13 protein-coding genes and 1 pseudogene are annotated in these 25,797 nt (G+C 42.3%); 4 read left to right on the top strand and 10 right to left on the bottom strand.

The features are described 5' to 3' along the window. Positions 1–52: 52 nt before the first annotated feature. Together purQ and F8R90_RS12620 are read left to right on the top strand one after the other, a co-directional pair. A complete protein-coding gene (gene purQ / locus F8R90_RS12625) occupies positions 53–727 on the top strand; it encodes a phosphoribosylformylglycinamidine synthase subunit PurQ (RefSeq protein ID WP_196511026.1) in 675 nt (224 codons plus the stop codon). Positions 728–774: 47 nt separating this feature from the next. After that, positions 775–936 (top strand): hypothetical protein, encoded by a 162-nt coding sequence (locus F8R90_RS12620; RefSeq protein ID WP_196511025.1) that lies wholly within the window; start codon positions 775–777, stop codon positions 934–936. Between the two features lie 17 nt (positions 937–953). Here the strand turns inward: F8R90_RS12620 and F8R90_RS12615 are convergent, their stop codons facing one another. The 9 genes from F8R90_RS12615 to F8R90_RS12575 form a co-directional block, all read right to left on the bottom strand. After that, positions 954–2,537 carry an HlyD family efflux transporter periplasmic adaptor subunit gene (locus tag F8R90_RS12615; protein WP_196511024.1) on the bottom strand — a complete coding sequence of 528 codons (1,584 nt, stop codon included), beginning with the start codon at positions 2,535–2,537 and terminating at the stop codon, positions 954–956. A 69-nt stretch (positions 2,538–2,606) separates the two neighbouring features. Further along, positions 2,607–5,609 (bottom strand): peptidase domain-containing ABC transporter, encoded by a 3,003-nt coding sequence (locus tag F8R90_RS12610; protein WP_196511023.1) that lies wholly within the window; start codon positions 5,607–5,609, stop codon positions 2,607–2,609. 824 nt (positions 5,610–6,433) lie between these two features. After that, complete coding sequence (locus F8R90_RS12605) at positions 6,434–9,271, bottom strand: FG-GAP-like repeat-containing protein (RefSeq protein WP_196511022.1); 2,838 nt, start codon at positions 9,269–9,271, stop codon at positions 6,434–6,436. 380 nt (positions 9,272–9,651) lie between these two features. Beyond that, positions 9,652–12,753 carry an esterase-like activity of phytase family protein gene (locus F8R90_RS12600; protein WP_196511027.1) on the bottom strand — a complete coding sequence of 1,034 codons (3,102 nt, stop codon included), beginning with the start codon at positions 12,751–12,753 and terminating at the stop codon, positions 9,652–9,654. Positions 12,754–13,508: 755 nt separating this feature from the next. Continuing rightward, positions 13,509–18,932, bottom strand: a complete 5,424-nt coding sequence (locus F8R90_RS12595; protein ID WP_196511021.1) for a phytase — start codon at positions 18,930–18,932, stop codon at positions 13,509–13,511. 688 nt (positions 18,933–19,620) lie between these two features. Then, positions 19,621–20,397, bottom strand: coding sequence for a COP23 domain-containing protein (locus tag F8R90_RS12590; RefSeq protein ID WP_196511020.1), 777 nt, complete (start codon positions 20,395–20,397; stop codon positions 19,621–19,623). Between the two features lie 302 nt (positions 20,398–20,699). Further along, positions 20,700–20,870, bottom strand: coding sequence for a photosystem II assembly protein Psb34 (gene psb34, locus F8R90_RS12585; protein ID WP_196511019.1), 171 nt, complete (start codon positions 20,868–20,870; stop codon positions 20,700–20,702). Positions 20,871–21,304: 434 nt separating this feature from the next. Continuing rightward, positions 21,305–22,351 (bottom strand): DUF1611 domain-containing protein, encoded by a 1,047-nt coding sequence (locus tag F8R90_RS12580; protein WP_196511018.1) that lies wholly within the window; start codon positions 22,349–22,351, stop codon positions 21,305–21,307. After that, positions 22,335–23,387 (bottom strand): dipeptide epimerase, encoded by a 1,053-nt coding sequence (locus F8R90_RS12575; protein WP_196511017.1) that lies wholly within the window; start codon positions 23,385–23,387, stop codon positions 22,335–22,337. The genes F8R90_RS12580 and F8R90_RS12575 overlap by 17 nt, the downstream gene beginning before the upstream one ends. Positions 23,388–23,514: 127 nt before the next feature. Here F8R90_RS12575 and F8R90_RS12570 point away from each other — a divergent pair, with 127 nt between their 5' ends. Both F8R90_RS12570 and F8R90_RS12565 read left to right on the top strand, forming a co-directional pair. Continuing rightward, complete coding sequence (locus tag F8R90_RS12570; protein WP_196511016.1) at positions 23,515–24,063, top strand: NUDIX hydrolase; 549 nt, start codon at positions 23,515–23,517, stop codon at positions 24,061–24,063. A 328-nt stretch (positions 24,064–24,391) separates the two neighbouring features. After that, entirely contained in the window at positions 24,392–25,417 is a 1,026-nt protein-coding gene (locus F8R90_RS12565; RefSeq protein ID WP_196511015.1) for a lipase family protein, read from the top strand. Between the two features lie 104 nt (positions 25,418–25,521). Here F8R90_RS12565 and F8R90_RS12560 read toward each other — a convergent pair. Then, positions 25,522–25,797, bottom strand: a pseudogene (locus tag F8R90_RS12560) (ISKra4 family transposase); the annotation flags it as partial.

The raw sequence follows: 25,797 nt of genomic DNA, 5'->3' as shown, positions 1-25,797 counted from the left end.
CTGCCCCCTGCCCCCTGCCCCCTGCCTCCTAGCTCCTAACTCCTAACTAATCATGAAATTCGGTGTTGTTGTTTTTCCCGGTTCTAATTGCGATCGCGATGTTGCTTATGTAACCAGAGACTTACTGGGGCAACCGACTCGCATGGTTTGGCATCAAGAAACAGACATTGCTGATTTGGATGTCGTTATCATTCCTGGTGGTTTTAGTTACGGGGATTATTTACGCTGCGGTGCGATCGCGCGTTTTTCACCCGTGATGCAGCAGGTTGTGGAACACGCCCAAAAGGGTAAGTTTGTAATCGGTATTTGCAATGGTTTTCAGGTATTAACTGAAGCTGGACTTTTGCCAGGGGTGTTAACTAAAAATCGGGATTTGCATTTTATCTGCGATCGCGCCCTCGTGAAAGTTGAGCGTAGTGATCTCCCTTGGACACAAGATTATACGACTGGTGAAGTTATCACTTTGCCCATTGCCCACGGAGAGGGGCAATTCTACGCTGACGCAGCCACTCTTGCAGAAATTGAAGATAACGGGCAAGTTGTGTTTCGTTATGAAGGCGAGAATCCCAACGGTTCACTGAACAACATTGCCGGGATTTGCGATCGCCAAGGCAATGTGTTGGGGATGATGCCGCACCCAGAAAGAGCGTCTGACGCGATGCTGGGGAATAGCGATGGCTTGAGGTTGTTTCAAGGCTTGCTAGAGAAGGTAGCGGCATTAGCCTAAAGCAAAGATTCGGGCGACTCGCAATACGGTTCGGATAAGGTTTTTTGATGAAAGTTATAGATCACAAAGAAGCGATAAATCGCCTTCTTTACAATAATCAGTCCTTTGTAGAGACGGCGATTTATCGCGTCTCTTCCCTTAACCGAACCGTATTGCGAGACGCTGTGCGAACAAGGGGTGGGATGAGCTTAACAAACAGCCCATCATAAGATATCAGTTTTACAAATTAACGTACCTCTTTAAGAGTATCAACTTGCTTGGTAAATAACTCAGTAAATAAACTAAGCACAGTCCGTTCTTCGCGTACTTTTATATTGGCACTGATGGACATACCTGATTGCAAGGGGACATTTTTACCCTTAATCACTAAGGATTGTTTATCCAATGAAACTTTTGCCGGAAATCTATAAAACTGATGTGTTTGATCTGGCGGTAATGCGTCTGATCCTATCCCAAGCACTTCCCCTTTGATATCGCCAAACTCGCTGTAAGGAAAGGAGTCAATCCTAACATCTACCTTCATGCCTTTTCGCACAAAACCGATATCTTTGTTAGTGATGAAAACTTCAGCTATATAGTTTTCATTTGGGACAATTTGTAACAGTTTTGTAGTCGGATTCGCCACAAATCCGGGATTTTTTGCTTGCAAATCGAAAACTGTTCCAGCTACAGGCGCACGGAGTTCTTGATATTTAACATTTAACTGTGTTTGAGAGATTTTACTATTAACATCTGCCAAACGCTGTTCATTATCGAGGATAACTTTCATGAACTGACTATCAATTGTGGCAATGCGCTGTTTGTTATCAGCTATCTTATCCACAATGTTTTTATCAGAAACGGCTACCGTATTACTTAGCTCTTGCCGTCCTTTTTGAATATCAAACTGGAGGCGTTTCTGTTCTTCACCTAGTTGCGCTACTTCCGCAGCGAGGGTTTGTACTTGTTGTTGCTGATTTAGATATTGAAGCTGAGAAATTCCGCCTTCTTCTGCTAATATTTTCAGTTTATCTAAAATCTGCTGTTGGATTGCTAAACCTGCTTTAGTATCTTCTAGTTTGACTTGGTTTTGAGAAAGTTGTTTTTTGGTTTTTTCTACTTCTAATTCCGCCGCAGCAGAACGAGAATCTAATTCTCTTTTGGCAATTTGTAGACGTTGCTGTTCATCAATTCCTAGCCTAGAATCCTGACCAGAATTTTTTAATTGAGTCCGCAATAAATCATTTTCTGCTACTAAGGCTGCCCGACTTTTCAGCAGAAAAGCAGTTTCTTGTGGCAAATTACCGCGCAAATATAACAGTTCAGATCCCGTGCCGGTACTTGCACCCATCAATCGGCGATAAATCTGGTTTTCTTTAATTAATGCAAAGCGAATTTTATTCAAAGAATTTAATTCAGCAACAGAAGCGATAGAATCAAAAGTCAGCAGCAAATCTCCTGGCTTTACTTCTTGTCCATCTTTAACATTAACTGTTTTCACCACTCCACTAACAGGAGCCTGAACTTCTTTGATTGTTCCTTCTGGCTTTAATTGCCCTGTGGCTGGCACTACTTGCTCAATTTTTGCAAAATAAGCCCAAGTAATTCCAAAGCAGGCTAGCCCCATTAGGGTCACCATGATTGTACGCGACCAAATTGGAGATTGGCGCAAGACAACAGATTGCTCAAATTCTTGAGTACTTGATTTAATTAAAGCCTCTTGGGCAGCTTTCTGTTGTTTTGTCAGTATCGGTGAATCTTGGTTGATTCCATTTTTTTGATTACCGTTTTTCTGATTGCCGTTGAGGTGATTCCCATTAAGTTTAGTCATAACGATTTTGGATTTTTTCTAGAGTGGGCAATACCAATGCTAAAAACCTTTGCTCCCAGCAATGACTAATTACAAGTTCACATCTTGTTGCTGATACAGGTAATAATAATGACCTTTAGTAGCCATTAATTCTTGATGGCTACCTTGTTCTATAACCCTGCTATTATCCATGACAACAATCATGTCTGCATTACTTACGGTGTTGAGTCGATGGGTAATAAAAAATACTGTATCACCCTTGAATGATTTAGCTAAATTGAGACATATTTGCCGTTCTGTGGGATAGTCTAATGCGCTGGTTGCTTCATCTAAAACTAATAATTTTGGTCGTTGTAAAACAGAACGGGCGATCGCAATTCTTTGCCGTTGTCCACCTGAAAGTGCAGAACCCCGTTCTCCTACCCGCGTGTTATAACCGTTGGGTAAGTTCATAATAAATTCGTGGGCGCAAGCAACCTGAGCCGCTTCGATAATTTCTTCGGTTGTCGCATCGGGATTCGTTAGGGCAATATTTTCCTGAACGCTGCCGTCAAACAATAATGTTTCTTGGGGAACTACGCCAATTTGTCGTCGTAGAGAATAAAGTTCTACTTTGGCAATATCATAACCATCAATCAAAATTCTGCCGGACTCAGTTTCGTAAAGTCTGAGCAGTAATTTCATCATCGTACTTTTACCAGATCCACTTTGTCCGACAATGCCGATAAATTTCCCTGGTTCAAATTCGAGGTTGACATTAGAAAGTTGCAGAGGGCCACTTGTACCAAAGCGGAAGGAAACATTTTCATATTTCACTGCTCCCTTAATCGCAGGTAAGGGTATGTTGTAGCGGTCTGTTTCTCCTTCTTGTGGTGTATCGACAATATCGCTTAAACGCTCTAGAGACAAGGCTGTTTCTTGGAAGCTTTGCCAAAGTTGAGCTAAACGCAATATTGGGCTGGTGACATAACCCGATATAATTCTAAAGGCAATTAATTCGCCTAAAGTTAATTCTCCTTGAAGTACTAGATAAGCTCCTACCCACAAAACTAATAAGCTGCTGAGTTTGTTGAGAAAGCTGCTGGTAGAATTGGCGAGGGTGGAAGTCACAACTGTTTTAAAACCAGCAGCGACAAACCGAGCATAACGCTCTTGCCAGGAAAAGCGCGATCGCAATTCGATATTTTGCGCTTTTACTGTTTGAATTCCTGACATTACCTCCACTAAATAAGATTGAGTTTCGGCGTTGCGTTCGGCTTTGGCACGTAACTGTCTGCTAATGGTGGGAGAAGCAATTAAGGTGATCACGATAAACACTGGAATTGTGCTTAAGCCTACTAAGGTGAGTTGCCAACTATAAATCAGCATCACACCGATATAAACCACCGAGAATAGAGCATCTAACCCCACTGTTAAAGCAGTACCTGTGAGGAATTGGCGGATATTTTCTAGTTCGTTGATGCGAGTAGAAAGTTCACCCACCGGTCGGCGTTCAAAGTAGCGCAGTGGTAAACGGAGTAAGTGGTCGATGATTTGCGACCCTAAACCCATATCGATCCGGTTAGTAGTATCGACAAATAAGTAGGTTCTTAAGGTAGTTAGTACTGCTTCAAATAGCCCAACTACTAATAGCAGAATCCCTAAAATATGTAGTGTGCCAATACTATTTTGAGTAATAACTTTGTCAATAATTAACTGAACTACCAGAGGATTTGCCAACGCTGCCAACTGCACGAAAAAGGAAGCGATAAAGACTTCTATCAGAACTCGACGGTGGCGTGATAAATAGGGTATAAACCACCGTAAACTAAAGCGTTCTTGGGGTGTTTCTTTGGTAGCACTTAGCAGTAATACCCTAACTTTGGGCGGAAAGTCGGTTGGATCAACATCTAATTGTTCAACTAATTGAGCGGGTTTGCAGCGCACAATTCCTTGGGATGGGACACCTACAACCACGGTATTTGCATCCGCTTCATATAAAACGGCAAAATTATCACCATAGCGAATCAATGCCGGTGTAGGAATGCGCGTCACCGAGGCGATTGGTAGCTCTATCAACTGCGCTTTAAGTCCGATTAACTCTGCCAGGTAAGCAGTAACTTGAAACGATATAACCCCCTGACGTTTGACTTGCTCAGTTAAGATACGGCGAACTACTTCTCGACGAAACGGCATTTCTAGGTGCTTCGCAATCATTTGGAAGCAGGCGAAGGCTGTATTTAATTCTCCCTTACCACTAAAAAATGGGTATTTGTGTTTTGACGAACTCTTTGAGGTCTGGGGGGCTATCTGTGGAACTATTTCGTCTGATGCGTAGGGAATATCTAATTCCTCTGCGCTATCTGATTTGATGTCACTTACCGCAAGTTCTATCTGATGACTATCTTCCAATATCAAATCTGACGGATGTATACCAAGCAACCGTGCGGGGTTTTGACCTATGACCTGGATTTTGTCTCTATCGTCGTCTGATTGTAGGCGATCGCCAGGTGATAAATTCGTTACTGTACCACCGCCACTCACAAACCAGACGCTTTCGTTATCGAGTTGGTTGAATGGAGTTTTTCCTGGAGGTAAGTATTGTACTTTCGCCTGTGGTAAGGCTTTTTCTGTCAGTTCTCTGAGATTTAAAGTAGCGATCGCTTGCTTTTGCCAATAGGAACCGAGAATATCGAAAACTTCCACCAAATAACTGCGGTTCTTGCGAGCATCCGCAAAAGCTGGGTATGAAGCGAGAAAGCTAAAATATGCCGATGCACTCAAGGTTAAACATACTACTTCGGTGGAAGCGATCGCTGTTTCACAAGCAACATCACGCAACAAACCAATTTCACCGATAATTTCCCCAGGTTGCAGCAATTTTAGGGTGATTGGCATTTGCGTCTGGGGGTCATATCCCAACAGGCGCACTTGTCCCTCATAAATGATCGTGATGCGTTCCGGGAGACTTTCTTTACCGATGATTTTCTGACCTATGCGATAGCGCCAGGCTTGCAGCTGTTCTGATAGATTAGCGATCGCTCCATCTGGTAAGTGATCAAACCCTTCTAGGGTGGTGAGAAATTCGAGAAAAGTGTTCTTAATATAAGTCATATAAAACAAGTCGTAGGTAAAAGTCAGGAATAAAGTCGAAAATATTAGGGAATAACTCTTTTATTAACAGTGGTAGTGTTTGCTTTTATGCCAGCAGTGCCAAGACTTCTATGGCATTTAGTGTAGCTAAATATGTAAAAACACAGAGGGGAAGTTTGTCTAAATTGCAGACCTGTATTCAGATCACAGGGTTACAAATGTTATACGTTGTTCAAAACAAAGATAATGTAAATAGATCGAGGAGAAGTTATCACTTAGTTAACGTTACATAATTTATACAAATTTAAAAGTAATATTTAGTATTGCAAGTATGCAAGATTGATACTCATCATCAAACCAAGACACAGAAACGCGGTTGTTAAATTTAGCGTTGCATATTTTAATTTGTGATAATCAACATGAAAATATCACAGATGCCTTCCTAAGTAAATACCCTAATGAAGAATTATGTAATAAAAAAAACTTTAAATTTCTGAATTATTTTTTACAAATTCTTGAATATAGGGATTGACAGTATCACTGATGGCAAAAGACAGTGAGCTTTCCTTGCTAAACAGCGCTATGCTCGATTTATGAAAGAATTCTCCATCAATTTTTTGGTAGCTTAATTTAAGAAAAATTAACTGGAAAAGTAAAGGTGAAGATTTTTTGTCACCTTACAAGAATCAACTATTAAATTTATGAAGGAAAGACAATAACTGCCTTCAGTAAATTTACTAGTTTAATTAATATCGAGTCTATTTAATTGCTCCGCATAAAATAGCCTCATCCCGCAACCGGGATGAGGCTATTTTATTTTACTAAGTAATTAGTCGTACTTGATATTATGCAAGGTTGACACTTAAATTTACCTGCACAATCACATCGTTGTAATCTTTATCACCACCATTTGCTAAATCTTCAAAACCAAAGGTGTTATTTCCCAACAGTCGAATGTGATCTACCTTATCTGAGTTAGCGCCCAAGAATGAGAAGTAAACATTCTTACTGGTATTCCCATTAAGAATAGCATCGGGTTTACCATCCACAATAATAAATGGTGCAAACAAAGAATTCGGTCCGAAAGTGCCAGTGTAATTTGCCGTACCTTGGTTGTCCACCGCCAAGTCAACACCTCCAACACGCCCACGCATAGCAGCTTGAGCGTAACCAGCCTGTCCAACGAGAATATCTGCTTTGCCATCACCGTTGGTGTCAATACCACCATTCTCATCAGCCACCTGATAGAAGCCGACAAAGTTGTTGTAAGATGCTTCTCTGTTGACTGTAAACTCAGCTGTTACTAACTGTGTCACACTCCGTAAATCAATCAGTTCGCCTTGATATTTTCCTTGCAGACCAGTACCTAAAGATACCTCTTGCTCTGTTGCCTGAATGTCTACAACCAAATTCTGGAAGTTGAGAGAAAACCCTTCACCCTCTATGTTGCTATTTGTAGCTGAGGAAAAAACGACACTTGAGAAAGAAGTTTTTCCAGACAGTACAGCCTGAGTAGTACTGTTAGATATCATATAGAATCTGAGTTTCGTACCAGACTCGAATTCTAAGATATTTTTCAAGTCATCGTTCTTAAAACCCTTGGGCAGTTTAGCAATGGAGGATAAAATCACCTTGGAACGCTCCAGAGCCACTCGCGTATAACCCTCTGCACCAGGGGCTATGCCGTTAATTCTACCTTCATCATCGTCAACAGCAAATACACACAGTTCATTCACCTCTTTAGCATTGTTGTTTTTTATCTTAATTGAGAGCTTTCCTTTGCGACCCTTAACTTTACTGTTGACGATAAAGATATTCTGAGTAATATTGACCAACTGGAAAATAGTTGTTATCTGGGTATTTGTATTAGACCCAAAGCCATCAATATTAACATCCAACTCCTTGTCCAAATAAAGCCCATCAAGGTCAGTAGTGCGAACGCGAATTTTATAACTAGATTTAGTCGCGTCAGATTTAATTTTTAAGCTATCTCCCTCGATGATGAATGCACCATTATCAGTATCGCCAGTACCCGCTACTAAACTATAAGTGTGCTTGTCGTTTTTGTCTGGGTCAGTGGTGCTGAACATACCGATGATTTTTTTATCATCATCATCATCGTCATCATCATCTCCATCACCACCATCATCGTCATCGTCATCATCGTCGTCATCGTCGTCGTCATTGCTGATAGCGCTAAATATCAAGTCTGTGGGCTTTTCGTTGAGGTCGTTGACATTGATAACTAAATCTTCCTCAAAGATAAATCCAGCAAGGTCAGTGCTAGATACTCGAATGTTGTAAGTTGATTTGCTTTCAAAGTTGGGGGAATTATTTATTTGTAGGCTATTGTCAACAATGGTGAATAGGGCATTATCGGTATCGCCAATACCCGCTATTAAATTATAGGTGTACTGGTTATTGGTATCTGCATTAGTGGTGAAAATCCCAACTTCAGTTGCCGCAGCCACATTTTCATTTACACTAGTAACATTCAACATCAAGTCTCTATTTAGCAGCACAGAGACATTGCTAGAACCGGAGTTAGTTACTACAAAATCCAGTTTACCGTCACCGTCAAAGTCTTCCACAGCGACGGACTCAGGATTTGAACCGACTGTGAAGTTGGTGGCAGTGCCAAAGCCGCCATTGCCATCGTTCAGCAGCACAGAGACATTGTTAGAACCGGAATTAGCTACCACCAAGTCCAGTTTGCTGTCACCGTTAATGTCTGCCACCGCAACGGAACGAGGACTTGTCCCGACTGCGAAGGTGGTGGCAGTGCCAAAGCTGCCATTACCATCGTTCAGCAACACCGAGACATTGTTGTCATCAGAGTTCGTTACCACCAAGTCTAGCTTGCCGTCACCGTCAAGGTCTTCCACCGCAACGGAACGGGGACTTGTCCCGACTGCGAAGGTGGTGGCAGTGCCAAAGCTGCCATTACCATCGTTCAGCAACACCGAGACATTGTTGTCATCAGAGTTCGTTACCACCAAGTCTAGCTTGCCGTCACCGTCAAGGTCTTCCACCGCAACGGAACGGGGACTTGTCCCGACTGCGAAGGTGGTGGCAGTGCCAAAGCTGCCATTACCATCGTTCAGCAACACCGAGACATTGTTGTCATCAGAGTTCGTTACCACCAAGTCTAGCTTGCCGTCACCGTCAAGGTCTCCCACAGCAACGGAACGGGGACTTGTCCCAACTGTGAAATTGGTGGCAGCGTTAAAGCTGCCACTGCCATTGTTCAGCAGCACCGAGACATTGTTGTCATCAGAGTTCGTTACCACCAAGTCTAGCTTGCCGTCACCATCAAAGTCTCCCACAGCAACGAAACTAGGACTTGTCCCGACCGTGAAGTTAGTGGGAGCGCCAAAGCCGCCACTGCCATTGTTCAGCAGCACCGAGATATTGTTGTCAGCAAAGTTCGTTACTACAAAGTCTAGTTTGGTGTCACCGTCAAAGTCGGCTACAGCAACCAAACTAGGACTTCCACCAGTTGTGTAGTCGGTGGCAGTGCCAAAGCTGCCATTCCCATCGTTCAGCAGCACCGAGACATTATTGTCATCGGAGTTAGCTACCACCAAGTCCTTTTTACTGTCACCATCAATATCTGCCACCGTAACGGAAGTGGGATTTGTTCCAGCTAGGAAGTTAATGGCATTTGTAAATGATGCGGTCATAATTGTTTTGAAGTATGATATTTGATTGCCTCACACCTGTTTCTATTGAGATCGCAAGATAGTTAATAAAGGTAATATTCTTTGCTAGCAAGGTGAGGAATGTACCATACAGCTTATTGTCTAATTTTTAGGAAAACCTCAGCAAATATACGTACAAAATCCCAATTTAGTACTTATGCAAAGGCTTGATTAGCAATCGCATTTACATATACATGGCTTACGTCAGTATCACAAAAAAGATGTAAATTTAAGTTTGTAGTAGGCACTAAAGTGGCTGAACCGTATTGTATTCTTTCCGCAAATTAAAAACCCCATCCCGTAAGCGAGATGAGGTTGCAAAACTGTACTAAATTAGCTGTATGAAATTGAAAAATTAAGAACTAAGCCACGACACTAGCAGAAAAAACGAAATCATTTGCTGTAAGGGTTGTTGAGGTAATTCCAAGTAATAAAGCCAACTCTGTATTTCCAGTTTTCACTAGAGTGTCGCTACCCTGTTGCAATACCGTGAGATTACTGAAGACAATGCCGCCCAGCCCGATTTTATCAATCCCGATCGCAAAATCAGTCACAATGTTTTTGCTAGTTGGCAGACTGGCGTTAGCAATCCAAAACTGATCAGCACCAGCACCACCACTCAGGCTATTACTACCCTGTTGTCCAGCAAATAGAATGTCATCACCATCGCCACCAGATAGAGAGTCATCGACATTAGAGAAGAGTTTGTCATCTCCAGAACCACCGTAAAGACGGTTATTACTGCCGTTACTGGTGAGGGTGTCTTTACCTGAGCCACCGAAGGATAATTGACGAGAACCTTCAATTACTGTCAGGGTATCAGCACCGGCTGCCCCAAATAGATTATTACTACCACTGGCTTCAATTACGACAACAAGATCATCACCATTACCACCATTGGCACTGGTATTTTGAGCCGGGCCATTTTGACCAATAAATATCTGATCGTCACCGTCTGCTGTGGACACTGAAGAGTCATTACCCACAAGCACCGTGTCATCACCGTTCCCGGTTTGGATGGTGTTACCTTGAGTAGCCTCGACAAAATCTGCTCCATCACCTGTAAATAAGGTTTGATTTGGCGCGGCTGTAACATCATCGCTGGTTGTGGAGCCAAATTTAATTTCTTCAGCTTTTGGCTGACCTAAACCAGGAGCAAGGTTGAGAGGATTCTCCAGCTTTAAGAGAATAATTTCGTTGTTGTCTATGACTGGATTCTGAGGATCATCTCCAGGACGACCTGTTGAGAAAGGATAGTTGTTGTCATTAGCTACCAAAATGGTGTTTTTGTCAACAACTAAAACATTTTCAATGGTTACAAACGGGAAGTCAAAAGTGGTTTTACCATCTCCATTGAGGTCGTTCGGGTCTTGGATATTCAACAAGTCTGCAACTTCTTCTTTGACTACATAGCCATTAGAATCTGTTTTAGACAAGTCTATTTTGAAAATCTTCTTGAATTGAGCAGAATTTCCTTGACCACCATCCCGCTCAATGACTAAGTATTCATTGTCATTAATGACTGCTAGATCCCCGATCGCATACGCGGGATTTTCCAACTTGTAGTAAAGTGTATTATCGGTGTACTCGCGGCTGGCGATGTCAAATTCATAAATCCGCAAAGCACCGGGAGCATCACCTTGAACTGTACCCTCTAGCTGCATATAGAGCTTGGTTTTGCTGGCGTTGATTGCTGCGCCTTCAAAACCTTTAGAGCCACCCAAGTTAGCAAAAGCATCTCCTGAGAGAACATCGGGGTTTTGTGGCGATCGCACTAAGTTATTCTGAGGATCACTCAAGAAATCTCGGACTTTATCCCCTGTATCTGGGAAGTCTGTGAACAGTGCATCTACCCCTAGTTGAAAGAATTGCTGAAATTCTAGTTCTGGATTACCTTGGTAATCTGCTGCTAAATACAGGTCTTCATCGCGGAAGGTGTAAGGATGAACCTGTAAACCTGCATTGTGAGCATCTTGAATTAAGGTAGTGGGAGGTAACAGTGTCTTGTCAGCATCATTTACTGTTCCATCGCCATTGACATCATCTGCCAAACCATCGTTATTAGCATCAGTACCTTTGACACTAACAATTAACCGCTTCCAAGGGCCAATGCCATCAGCATAGGTAGCGATTTCAGCCAAACCTTCTGGAGTCCGTAAATCACCATAAGTCCGAAGGTCGTCACTGACTTCAAAATCATAAGGCTGAGTCTCTATGATCTCACCGTTTAGCTCAATGCCTGCTGCATCTAGAAGCTGGATCAGAGGAATATCTACGCCTGCCTCTGGCATAATGCGATCGTGGAGATCCTTGAGATTACCAACTTCAAAAGACTGGATGAAGATGCGACTGGGATCAGTGAAATTCTCAGCCTTGAGTGTATCGATGAGGATTTCACTGATGTTTCTGTTAATTTTCTCGGTAGTGCCTACGTAAGTAGCTTCTTCGGCAGAATAGGTGGGATGCTTAGTTTCAGGATAGATGCCAATCTTTTTACCCGTCTCGGCTTCAACTTCTTTAACCAAGTCGATGATTTCGGCGAGGGTGGGAATTTCAAATTGACCATTGAAGGATTGGTCGCGGAAAGGTACACGCTGTATCGCTCTTAAGGTCTTGATTTCTTCTAAAGTAAAGTCTTCAGCAAACCAACCTGTGATTTCAGTTCCATCTAGACTGACTGTTTTCTTGCGATCGGCAAACTGTGGATATTTGGTAATATCGTAAACGTCTGTAGTTGTATTGCTTAAATTAAGAGTGCCATCAGCATTCAAAATTGCCAAAGCAGGCTCATGACGAGCAATTAATACCCCATCTTTTGTAACTACTAAATCAGGCTCAATAAAGTCAGCGCCATCGGCAATTGCTTGTTTGTAAGCTTCTAGAGTATGTTCTGGAAGCTTTCCACTTGCACCTCTATGACCAAGAATTTTAGGTGCTCCTCCATCTAGAGTTTTGAAGAAGTCAGGTGTAGCAATGGGAGCTTCTAACAGTTTACCAGTGGCATCAAAATGCAGTAGGTAAGGGCCAAACTCTTCTCCAACCCAAATTGTCCCGTCTTTATCAAAGACGAATGATTCTACATCAAAATCTGCACCAGTTAGTAATCTTTCAAAACTTCCTTCATTAACTATTTGGAAAGGAATCTTGTTATTGGGATCAGATAGTTGAATGTAGTCTAAAATTTTAACAGTGCCATCTCCATTTTCTGTTCCCTTAAAATTTGGGTCTAGACGATGGATGCGTAACAGAAAGTCTTCACTATTATCTTTGCTGCCATAACCATTATCTGACAGAAAGTACAAAGAGTCATTATTAGCAAACTGTACACCACTAAAGCCCTGTATTGGCTGTCCTGGGAAAGGCCCCGTTCTGCCATTCCCTGAAATTTCCTCACCAGAAACTGGCCCATCACCATAGGTATCAGCAGGTAAAGAGGCAAAGCCTACTAATTGAATTGGCATAATTAGAATGTTAGTTGGGTATTTGGATTTAATTGGTTCGCAAACTAATCAAGTTCTCTCATTGCATCACTTGTGGAAAAAACAAATCATGTTCTCACGCTAAAAACCGGAATTACGGGTAAATTTCAGAATTACAATACTACAGTTCGGGAAAGTCCGTTAAGTCCGATTTTGTGATTAACAGCGAGAATACATTTATAAAAAATGCATTTTCTCAGAGTTATCGAAAGCTTGAAAAATGAGAATTTGATGCCAACTACTAATCTGTGTTAGTGAGTAATGAGAGTAGAAGGATTAGATACAGAATTGAAATCTATTGATAGTAACATGAGAGAACTTAGCTAGCACTAAAGATGGTTTCATGGAAAGATTAAGAAAACAATAAGTTAACTGAAAGAAATGATTAAAATACACTCAATCCAAAAAATAATATTTATGGCAATATAATAGATTGATGCCGGAAAGTTAATCTATCCTATTAGGCTGAGGAATGAAATCCAATAATTAAAGTTCGGAATATATATTTTGGTTATTAAACTATTTATTGATGTTTTTAAATAGGTAAGACTTGATTATTTTTAGCTTGAATTGGCTAGCGATCGCATCAATTTTACCGTCACTTGTAAGGGCTTATAAATTTATTAAAATCTTTGCAAAACGTGAAATATTTATATCCCCGACTTCTTAAAGAAGTCGGGGATCTTGTTTTGTTTGTTGTTCAAGAATGATTTAGGATTGGGATAACGCTAGGCAACAAACTAAGCCATGACGCTAGCAGAAAAAATGAAGTCATTCGCAGTCAGGCTAGTTGAGGTAATTCCTAACAATGAAGCCAACTCAGTATTTCCTGTTTTCACTAAAGTGTCACTACCCTGTTGCAACAGTGTTAGCCCACAAAATTGAGTTACGCCAACACCGCCAAGCCCGATTTTGTCAATCCCGACTGTAAAATCAGTCACGATGTTATTACTAATTGGTAGACTACCATTAGCAATCCAGAATTGGTCAGCACCAGCCCCACCACTGAGGCGATTACTACCTCCTTGACCGGCAAATAGCACATCATCACCATCGCCACCAAATAGCGAATCATTGATATTGGAGAAAAGTTTGTCATCTCCAGAACCACCGTAGAGACGGTTGTTGCTGCCGCCACTGCTAAGGGTATCATTGCCTGAACCACCGAATAATGATTGGCGAGAACCTTCAATTACTGTGAGAGTATCATTACCTGCCCCACCAAACAAATTATTACTACCACTGGCTTCCACCACGACAATCAAATCATCACCATTGCCACCATCAGCATTGGTATTTTTAGCGGGGCCATTTTGGCCAATAAATATCTGATCGTTACCCTCTCCCCCGAATACTGAAGAGTCACTCCCTGCAAGTACGGTGTCATCACCGTTCCCAGCCTCGATTGTGTTACCTTCAATACCTTCTACAAAGTCTGCGCCATCACCTGCACTAAAGAATTGTCCTGGTTCAAGATTGACGGTATCGCTGTTGCTAGAACCAAAACCGTTCGGGAAAGGAGGTTCTACAACTGTTAGGTTATTGGGTAGTTCGAGAATACCGAGTTTTTCAGCAGGCGTATTACCCGTAACGTTGAAATCGTTGTCGTTAAGCAAGGCTAGAGTGTTGGGTGCTACCAGCGCCAAACCTTCTAATTTTTCTACTCCGGTGTAACCCAACTGAGCGGCATTAGCAATTAGGCTTTTGGTGACAGGGGTAATATTGGCGGTAGCTAACTCCGCAGAGGTAAGCTGTTCAATGGTTTTATCCGCTGGCAAGGTAAAGTTAGCAGGGTTGTTGATGTTGCTTGCCCCGGCTAAATCAATTTGGTAAATTAGTTTATTGCCAGCTGATGTACCATTATCATCTCGCTCAATTACCGCAAATTTGCCGTTACCCAAGGAAACTGCATCGCCAATCTTATCAGTTGCAGGTAGACCTTCCAGGAGATATAAATACTCTGCTGTCACCTGCTTGGTAACAATATCAAACTCCAGAATTCTCAGGTTGAGAGAACTCCTGGAAGTCGCATCATTGGCGACATCTGGATTATCAATTGGACTCTGAATAAAAGCATATAATTTATCACCTTCCAAGGCTACAGCTTCAAATCCTCGGTTATTGCGGCGTTGGGCATAAACTTCTGGCAATACCTCAGTGCCAAATGTTCCGGCTGGTTGATCTGGGTCGGATGCTGTGGCGGTTCCTTGGGGAATAAAGCGGTCAATTAATTTACCATCAACATCAAAGTGATAAATTGCCGGACGGTATTCATCTACCAGCCAGTAATCTCCATTTTCCGCAATTACAATTCCCTCTAAGTCAGCACCCAAAGGATCGTTAGCGAGAACATTGTTGTCTAAGTCAACGGCAATTTCATCTGTGTAGGCTAAACCGTTTCCTACAGCTTGCAAATTAGGCAGTCCCGTTAATGGCGTTGTCCCATCTTGACGGAATAGCCCCGTTCTCTTGGTAATATTGATTTCACCTGTGCTGCGGTTGAGTTCAAAGCTGACTATTTCTGGTTGGAAGTCGGGTAATAAAAATGGTCTGTTTACACCATCAGGTTCTCCATTGGGGCCCCTGTCTGTGTGAGTGACAAACTTCAGATTCCCATTTGCTGCAAACCCTTGGAAATACAACCCAGAGAAACCACCTAACAAAATATCTTGATTTTCAGAGGTTGTTCCTAACTTGGGTAAGTTGTCAAATTCATAGATAGTCAGTTTGGGTTGGGCAACAGGATTGCGTGGATCGTAACTGGTGGTGTCAATAGTTAGAGAATTGGGGAAGGCATTGGCAATATTTTCCCAAGGTACCAGCTTGAAGTTAGAACTGATATTTTCTTCTTCACCTTCATCACTAACTATTGTGGCAGGTTCATTGGAGCCATCTTGAGTCACAAATAAACCAAATGGAAAATTAGGTCCCAGTGGCACGTTAATTACTTCTGCACCGTCTGACTCTTGTACGCTGTCAATTGGCCCATTGTTTCCGACAGCAAAGTTACCTACATATTCGTTGTTACCTTCACGAGTGTAGGCCACAAAAGTATTATCGCCTTGGCTGGATGCTAATAAATAGCCTGTGCCATTTTTGCCGTAATAAATGGTCAGTCCTTCTACGTCATCGGTGAGGTTAGTACCGCCCAAATCTCTGACTTGATCAATTAGCTTACCATTTGTTCCACCGTCTGGTTCTGCTTGGAACTTCCAGATACCGACATTTTCCTGGCCGATGTAGAGGAAACCAGTTTCCTGGTCTACTACCATACCCTCTGTTTGGGGATCGCGTCCCTCAATTGTTGGTACAGTAAATTCTCGGACTCGTTCAATGCCAATTTTGCCATTACCTTTGTCAATCAGTTTAAACTGAGCGACATCTCCGGTTTCGCGGCGACTGGCAAAGACATAATAATCATTGGTGATTGGACTACGGTACAATGCCAGCCCGTAAGCACTCCGAGAAGATGAGGAATAAGGTTCTGCAAAAGGTAGCCCTTGGAAGAGAGTACCAAGACTGCTGTCGGTAATATCTTCCAGGTAATTGCCGTCAGCGCCAGGGTTCGGGTTAATTTTGAAGATTGCTAGTTTATCATTGTTGCGATCGCTAGCTACGGCAATATCAACAGATTGATTGCCTAATTTAAAACCGTATTGCAAATCAATGTTGTTGTAGCGAATACCACCCGGATTAACTGTCTCTAACAAATTACCAGACAAGTCATAAATCCGCAGTCCGCCATTTTTCACTGAGGTTAATACTAGGCTATCAGCAGAGTTTGTGGCATTAATATAGATTGCAGGATCATCAGCATCGGCACGTTGATCGACTGGGAGTGTTTCATCATCCAACAAATCAGGACGCGTTTCTACCGTGGGTGCAGCAGTTGGAACTAAGTCTGCATTCAGCGTGAGGATTTGGGTAAATTGGCTTTGATTGAAGTTGTTATCACTTACCAGCACAATCGACTGGCTACCATCTGCTAATTTTGGGCCAAAGGTGATGCCTTCAATGTTATCTGTACCGTTAGGCAAATCCAGATCATTTAAATTTAATAGCAGACGTTTTTGAGCGGGTTGGATCGCTTCTAGTTGTTCAGTACTCAGATTATTGAGAGAATCGTAGAAGCTAATATCTGTTGATCCTTGCAGGGAAACTTCGTAGATTTTGATAGTGTTGCCTACACCTTGTGCAAAGGAACGCTCTAACGCCAGCAAGGTTCCTCGGTTGTCGATCGCAAGTAAATCCACTAAACCATTGTCAGCAAAGCCTGTGCTAGGGTTGGGCACATCCGCGATCGCATCCGTAATATAAAGATATTCTTTTTCTGGTTGCCCACTAAGCAGATTGTATTGCAGAATTCGGGAACGGCTGCCGCTGCTGAGTGAAGCCCTTAATCCATCTTGAGAAAGTGCATTTTCGGTAGCGGTGAATAGGGTTTTCTGGTCGGGTGTGATGGTGAGGCTTTCAAATCCCAAATTATTGTAAACACCTGATGTCTGCGTGTCACCTGCATCGACAATACCGTTGCCGTTGCTATCTTCAACTACTGGCAGGAATTTGCTGGGGACAAATAGCGATCGCAGTTCTTGCCCAGTAGCTAGCGAAAACTCTTTAATAAAGGGATTGCTAACTCGACCTGCACCAAGATTAACTTCACCCTCTGAAGAGATGAAAACAGTACCATTGTTAGTTAAAGCAATACCTTCTGGGTCAACGCTAAATGTTGCAAATAAGTTGTTATTGCTATCTCTCAGAGGTGTGACATTGGTAAAAGTCACCTCAGTATCAGCAGTGAAAGTATAGAAGCGGGCGGGGCCAAATTGTGAGCGATCATCTGAGATAGCGTAGTAGCGGTTATTCGCAGCATCATAAGTGACACCAGATAGTCCGCCCACCGGAGTCTGTACCCCGTTCACAGTTCCCGCCGCGCCAGTAGGTATAAAGCCAGTAACAAAAGTAGTTTGTCCCAAAAATCCTGCACGAGGAATCGTTTTACCTGGTTCATTTGGCCCAGTTTGCACATCTGTAAATACTAAGCGATGGTCAGAACTAGGGAAGGGAAAAGTACCTATCAAGGGAAAAGTCGAGTCAGTATTCAGTGGCCAAAATACTCCTGAGTTGGCAATTGTCAGGTTAGCGGAGGGTAGCACGTAATCAGTCCGCAGGTTTCCAGGAACCGTATCAGCAAAGTCTGCGGTGTCAAAAGCCGGATTACCTCTGTGGATAGCGTTAGCACCAACCTGCAAAGCTGCTTGTTGGGGCCCACCCAGACTGCTAGGAATGACATTAGTATTGATATTAGGATTTTGCAACAGTTGGCGAATAGCGTTGTCAAAACTATCACCATCAAACGGCTCTGCATTTTGATCGCCCGCAATTACAAAGCTTGACCCAGCAGCAATCCCGCCCGTTTTCCCCTTGTCGTCATAGATGTAATTACTTTTACCAGGAGTAATATAGTCTGCCCAAAAGCGGATCTCGTCGTGGTTGCGCTTACCGTTGCGGTCTTCCGACCCATCAAAGGTTGGGGGTGTGGGGTGGCTGGCGAGGACATGAATTGTCTCCCCGTTTACTTGGATAGGTATATCCCAATGACTCTTGGAGGAAAGGCGGAGAATTTCGAGTTCGTCCTGAGAATACCAATCATTTAGCTGTGGTGTTGTAGGATCATCGGGAAGCAAAGCATTGGGCATATCCTTCCAGAGGAAGTTTTGAAAGGTGCGGATGTTGGCGGTGTCGATGGGATATTTGGACAGCAATAACATCCCATATTGACCCGGGAAATCACCGAATCCAAAGGCATCATCGCCATATCCCGGTGTACCTGAGGTTGTAACCGCTGTACCGTTGTTATTCAAGTCAAAACCAGAGGCGATACCCGTGTTGGAGGGAGCGATGTAGAAGTAGGGGTAGTCAACGGGAGCCGAACCGTTTTGGCTGATGGCTAAATAATTTTGCTGAAATAGTTGAACTGCTTCCTGGGAGTAGTCAAACTCATTGATTAGCAGCACATCGGGGTTGTTAAGCTGGATTATTTCTGCAATAGCTTTTGCTTGAGCATTATCGGGGGTTGACAAATCGGTAACTAATTGACCTTGAGCGCTGCGGTTTAGGGAAGCATTGAATTGGGAAAAGCGGATTGTATTATTATTTACCATAAGTTAGTGCTTGGGTAGATTCAAATTTTGCGGAGATTAGTGGTTGTCTGCGGAAACCACAGAACCATTTAGCCCATCTGTTAGTAGTACGCCTTTGTACTAGGCGCACGTAGACGCTTCCAGAGGATGTGTGGAAAATTTGGAGTATAAAGCTTTAAAAGTAGGGGTACGGTGAACGCAATATCAACATGAACAAGAAAAAATACGTCTTCTAAACCACTGTTCCTAGAGGTTGTCAGAAGACAGCTACATAACTTTTTAGTATTAGTTCTTAATTGGGCACCCTCAAAGTATCCCAGCTAGATTAAGAAACAGCTAGCAAAAGGTTAAAACAACAAATGTAATTCTTAACTCATCCCCCGGCTGTAAAAAATTAGCAAAGCAAAGTTTTTCCAGCTAGGGGATTTTGAAGTCATTATTGATTTTTCGTGGCTTTTTCATAGTAATGACTATTGACCAAGACGGCGAGAAAGCTCATTCTTTCAATGTATGGGATGAATCCGCCGTCTCTCTGTAATTTACCAGACTTGATATTAGTCCACCTCCGTGGACTTTGCTTGTCTAGCAGCGACTTCTAGTCGCCCAATACTTTTAAAACTCTTAGTCCAACAAAAATTAGGGTAGGCTGTTTGCCCACCCTACAATTCTTCTTAACTGAACTGTTTTGTATCAACTACTGAACTATCAATTAGCGGAACTTACCAGGATTTAGACGAGCACCGTTAGGTTGAGACTGACGACGAATAGCTACTCCACTCCGCAAATTATTTCCAGTACCACCATCTTTGCGATCGAGGAAAGGTTTCAGATTAATCCCACCTCTAGACGAGCTAACCCGATTATTACCACTGCCTAGAAGTGTGCGTCCCAAATTATATACTTCGTTGGCTCCATTACTGCGATTGCCATAAGTGTTAACGGCTATAGTCTGCTGTCCGCTGTCAGCAGTAGTCAAGTTTTGAAAAATGCTATTGCGGATAACAATGGCATCTTTACCACGCGGTACTGTCAACACAATTCTACACGTTGGGTTAACTTCAGTTGTGACGCAGACAATATTCTCGTTATTTTCTACAGATGTCTGGAGTTCTTGTAAGCCATCTGGGCGATAAAGTTCTAAACGACTGGCAATTGCTGCACAACGCCTTTGTGCATCCCAACCACCGCCCAAAGCCGCAGGTGCCGCCCAAGGAAAGAATTGACCTGGTTGACTTTGTGGCTGATACATAACAGTGTACTGACCATTGTAAGTCTGACAGGTAAACCGAGTTGTACCGTCAGCTGAGGGTGAAGGTGGTATACCTGTTGATGTGTCTATTGGGACTGATGAGCCACCTGATGGTACTGTTGGTACGACAACGCCATCGCCAGTAGAGTCATATTGAGCCATTGCTGCCGAATTGCCTAGACACAAAGATAAGCCAAGGCTGCCCAAAGATATCAATCGAAACAGTTGTGATGACATAAATCATCCTCCAGTAGAAATAGGTAGGGAATTGATAGTTTAAGTGACGAATAATTCTGTTTTTTGATTCATCAAAAACGTTATTTTTTTCATCTCTTGCTTTTTTCTCTTCGAGTAGCTTTTTCATCTGTGTTTGAATTTTTACATGATGCCCCACTCCTTCATAGTCCTGGGGGTTGTAGCTACTACGGGTAATGAGGTTTTCTAAATGTGTAAAACACAAAAAACCCCGGCGAAACTAACCGAGGTAAGAGAGAAGTATGAATGACAATGAGATACAGCGATACTGATATCGGAAAATCTTAGCTAACGCTAAAACCAACCAAAACTAAAGCCGTGACAATTAAAGTCGCAAAAAGACTCTGTAAAACATATTTACGTTGTTCCCAAATTGCCGGGTACTCGGCGTAGTAAACCTTGGGTTCAGCTGCGTAGTTATTGAGGATGCCGTCTTCATTTACAGTTGTGTACATAGTTTTTTCTTTTTTTATTTACTTATGTAACTAAATTTAACAATATTGTTACAAAACGTCAAGAGGGCTTGACAAAAAAAGGTTGATGATTTTAATAGGAGTTACTTATCAGGCAATACGCTTGGGTTAAGGCTTAACTCTTTGTCAAACAAAGTCAATTTTTTAACGAACCGCATACTCCTAGGTCGAAGCAAGCTAGCAAGAGCGTCTCGTTAGAGAAGGACGCATAGACACGTTCGCGGAGCGTCTCGTAGAGAAGTGGCTTCCCGTTCGCGTAGCGTCTCCGAAGGAGAAGGGTAGGGCGCAAAGAAAGAGAAAAAAGGGAAGAAAGAAATGCTTAACTGAACTGTATTGACTTATCAGGCATGGGGAATTTAGGCGAAGCTGCCCCAGCCGCCGAAAGCACCATATCCTTTGACTTACCGCTTATACGTTTAATTCTTCATCACCGCATCCAATAGCACATTGGCATCAAAGCGGACTACATCTGTGCAAGGTAGCCCGGTTTCTGCTATTGTTTGAGCGATACTTTCCTCAGCCGCAGACTCATCTAGATGGGCTGTGTTAAGCGCTATACCCACTACAAGAACACTTCCAAAAGCACCACCAGCACTAGCGACAGTTTCATAAAGCCGAATCACTTCTGGTAAAGGTGGAATTGGTACATGGGGATTATTGCGGTTATGAGTTTGTCCCGCCCGATGGACTAACACCAGTTGGGTTGGTTGCGAACCACGGATCAATGGTAGAGTTGCTGTTGAACCAGGATGTAGCAGTGAACCTTGTCCTTCAATGTGCAAAATGTCATAGTTTTTGCCATAACGCATGACTATCTGTTCCACAGCACCAGCGGCGAAGTCTACCCGCACGGCATCCAAAGCCACGCCATCCCCTTCTAACATCACCCCAGTTTGGCCGGTGGCAAGAAATTTAGAACGCCAGCCCCGCAGTTTTGATGCCCAATGTAACTCTAGGCTAGTTGACATTTTACCGATCGCCATGTCAGTTCCTACTGTCAATACCCGCCGACAGGGAAGGGTGCGTGCCATTCCACTAGCAACACTTATATTAGACGGCTCTTTGCGTACATCCCAAATTAGTTGCCCTGGTTTGAGCAGTGCATTTAAATCTGGTATGTTCGCCATTGGTGTATGTAAACCATTTACCAGCGACATTCCAGCTTCTAGAGCGTCTTTGATTTCCACCCAGTAATCATCTGGTACAGCACCACCTCCTGGAGCAATGCCAATTACCAAAACTTCTGGCTTGTACTTTAGGGCTGCGGCTACAGATGCCACAATCGGCACATCACGCTTGATACCTGTTAATTCTGGTAGGGGTTTGCCAGCACACTCGCGATCGATTACGGCTACGATTGGGGCTTCACTATAACGTAGAATAGATAACCCCGTTTTGCCCTGTGTTCCAGTAGTTCCTTCATGTAGCAAGATAGCTACTCGTTGATTAAGTGGTAGACGCACTGTGTTGTACCCCCAATCCTGGTAAATCGTTTGGCAAAACTTTCCCTTCTTTTAGCAATGCACCCGTAAAGGGATCATCGATTAAGTTGAGGTGACTGTCTAAATCTAAATAATCAGCTAATGGCGCTAGCTGTAATGCTGCTGTATTAGCTAGCAAACTGTCAGAATAGCAACCAAACATTACTTGCAACCCATAGGCTCGCGCTGTATGTACCATTCGCATTGCCTCGGTTAGTCCCCCTGATTTCATCAGTTTGATATTAATACCATCCACGTAGTTTGCCAAATCAGGAATATCGGAGCTTGTGAAACAACTTTCATCGACAAAGATGGGTAGGGGAGAGTGTTCTTTAAGTTTTGCCAAACTTTCTTCCTGCCCCTGTGGCAATGGCTGTTCTACATACTTTATACCTAAATTAGCTAGCCAATTGCACATTGCGATCGCATCTTCTAAACTCCAGCCACCGTTAGCATCAACAAATAATTCTGGTTCAGATGCTTCTTCTCGCACTGCTAATAGCATTTTTTTATCTGCTTCTATGCCATCTGGGCTACCTAGCTTCACCTTAAAAAGGCGGACATCGGTAAATTGTAACCAGTCTCGCGCTCTCGCTCTGGCACCTTCAGGTGAATTAATCCCAATTGTGACAGAAGTCGGGACTATTTGATTGCGATCGAGTCCCCAAATTTGCCACAAGGGTAATCCTACGCGCTTACCCAACCAGTCGTGCATTGCTATATCCAAGGCTGCTCTTGCAGCAGAAGGAACCTGCTTTTGTGTTAAAACTTGCTCAATTTGCTGCCTTTGCAGGGGGCTGAATGCTTGCAACAGTGGCACAACTTGTTCTAAAGCATTTTTGATCGTATCAGTTGATTGCCGATGATTACCCACACCAAATGGTGATGCTTCCCCCCAGCCTTCGATCCCATCATGTAAAATTCTCACCCATACATTCGTTGTCTGTGCCGTTGTACCTCGACTAATAGTCAACGGAAATCTCTTGTTTACTGTAAATAAATTTATATTTATTTGCATACTGGTTATACATATTATGTTATGCAAAAGCCAGTGTAAGTTCAAAGTTTAGATTATCAGATGCATCTGTTATACTTTTTTACATTCATTGCTTGATGACTAAAGATTTTATACATTATTTTTATTTATGAATAACTTAAAAAAATGGAAGACTTTGAAATCAAAAATGGTTTTAGATCATCCTTGGTGTCAGGTGAGGCAAGATGAAATAGAATTACCCAATGGTAAAATTATAGATGATTATTTTGTCAGTATTAAGCCTGACGTTGCGATGGTTTTACCTATTACTAGTAACAAAGAGATAATTTTTGTTCGGCAATACAGACACGCCGTAGGTGAATTTTTCTTGGAACTGCCAGCAGGCAATTTTGACCCTACAAAAGAGAGTGCAGAAGTAGCAGCAATTCGAGAACTCAGAGAAGAGACTGGCTATATTCCCGAAGAATTTATAAAAATCGGAACTCTATACGATAAGCCTAGTAAAGATACTAATAAAATACATTTATTTTTAGCAGAGAATGTGAACAAAGTTGGAGAGCAACAACTAGATGTTACCGAAGAGATTGAAGTTGTATTTGTTCCTGTAGAATCAGTTTTAGAAAAAATTATTCAGGGAGAAATTTCTGTTGCAGGAACTCTAGCTGCTCTCTTCTTAGGTTTAAAATTTATTACTTAATTAATAATTAATGTAGCTTTTTCCTGTTCTTTAAGAAAAATACTTAAGGCGAATTACATTCTGAACCTTTTACAGCAACTTTTTTGGGCGTTTTCCTAGAGAATGACATTCAGAAAGTTTCCGTATAATGTCCTAATACGGTTGTTATCCGGAAAAATTTTGGATATCAGCAAAGTATATACTGAATATTTTATATATCTGCCCAAATTCTAGTGAATATACGGTATTAAATTGTATAAAATTTTAGTATGGGTAGGCTCAATAGACTGAAGCTCTTAAATTGAGAAAATCTATCCAACCAGCTGTTCTTAATATTTAGGTAGAAGTTATGTTCCCCGATCCGAACCAGTCAATAGACAGAGTAATTATTTCTAAATTGGATACCGATACCTACCCTCAAGGTTTTGATGGTGAAATGGCTCGAAAGCTGGCAGGGTTGACTCAGCAAGCGTATAAGCAGTTCAATTTGTTCTCTCTTAAAAAGAACTTACAAAGATTTGAGCTTGAGAATCTGTTCCAGCTAGACACTGAATTTGCCGAAAAGGACGTTCCCTTTGGGTTTGTTGCCTCTGAAGCTGGTAGTGACAATGTATATGTAATCTTCCGTGGCACCAGACGCTTTGTTGAATGGTTCAAGGATGCGAATATTCAGCTTGTCACCTTTAACGATAGTACTGATAAAGATAGTAAAAAAGTAGAAATTAAGGGTGACATTGCAGATGGGGTTGTGCAGGAAGATCAAAGTTCACACATCATCCCTAACATTGACAATGATTTTGGGTTTGTAACAGCAGGCTTTAGAGGTATCTATATAAGTCTACGGGAAAAACTTATTAAGGCACTCAATCAAAAGTCACCGAATGCTAAGGTCTTTGTCACGGGACATAGTTTAGGTGGCGCACTGGCAACATTAGCAATTCCAGATATTCTTAAAAATACCCACTTTACAGATCCTAACAACGTTGTACTGTACACGTTTGCTAGCCCTCGATGTGGAGACAGAAATTTTGCAATGAGTTTTCAAAAGTTAGGTGTTCGACACTGGCGGATTGCCAACACGGAAGATTTTGTCACTACGCTGCCATTTCCAACAGGAAACGTTTTAAAGCCAGCACTATCTGATACAAGACCAGAAAAAGAACTTGGAATTGGTGGAGTAGCAGGAGTGGACAAAAATCCTAATCCAATTTTTGGCTTCTTTAAAGCAATGTATGACAGAAATAAAAGAAGAATGCCAGACTACCTACATACTGGCACACCCGTTTACTTTACTATTCATGAAGGTGCCTTGGAGAAGCATCATAACCTAGACGAGGTATACATGCTTGGAATCTCACAACCCCCTCTTTTGTAGCTGTGATCGTTAGAGTGGGTGAGCAACGCCTAACAATAAATATGAAGTTAATTTTCAAGAGGCTACAGTTATGACTTTGGGAGCATCTCACCTTTGCAAAAATATCAGGTAGTAAGCTGACCATTGAGATAAGCAGATCGAAGTTGTAGCATCCGAGGTACGTTTTCTAATTTCCACTGTGCGCCGGAAATTTTTAAACGTTTACCAATCTGTTTCACAGCTGATTCCACAGCGCCAGAACCAATAGAACATAAACCTTCAGTAGAAAAATACTCGTAGTTAACTATTCGTCCTGAATGCTTTTTAAGATAGCTGATAAAATTTTGTGCAGGCTTTTTTTTCAAATCAACAAATAGTGCGATCGCTAAATCTAGCTGACC

Source organism: Nostoc sp. NZL (genome assembly GCF_015714705.1).
Taxonomy (GTDB): domain Bacteria; phylum Cyanobacteriota; class Cyanobacteriia; order Cyanobacteriales; family Nostocaceae; genus Nostoc; species Nostoc foliaceum_A.
Note: the sequence above shows the minus strand (reverse complement) of the source record. Positions and strands in the feature narration are given on the sequence as shown.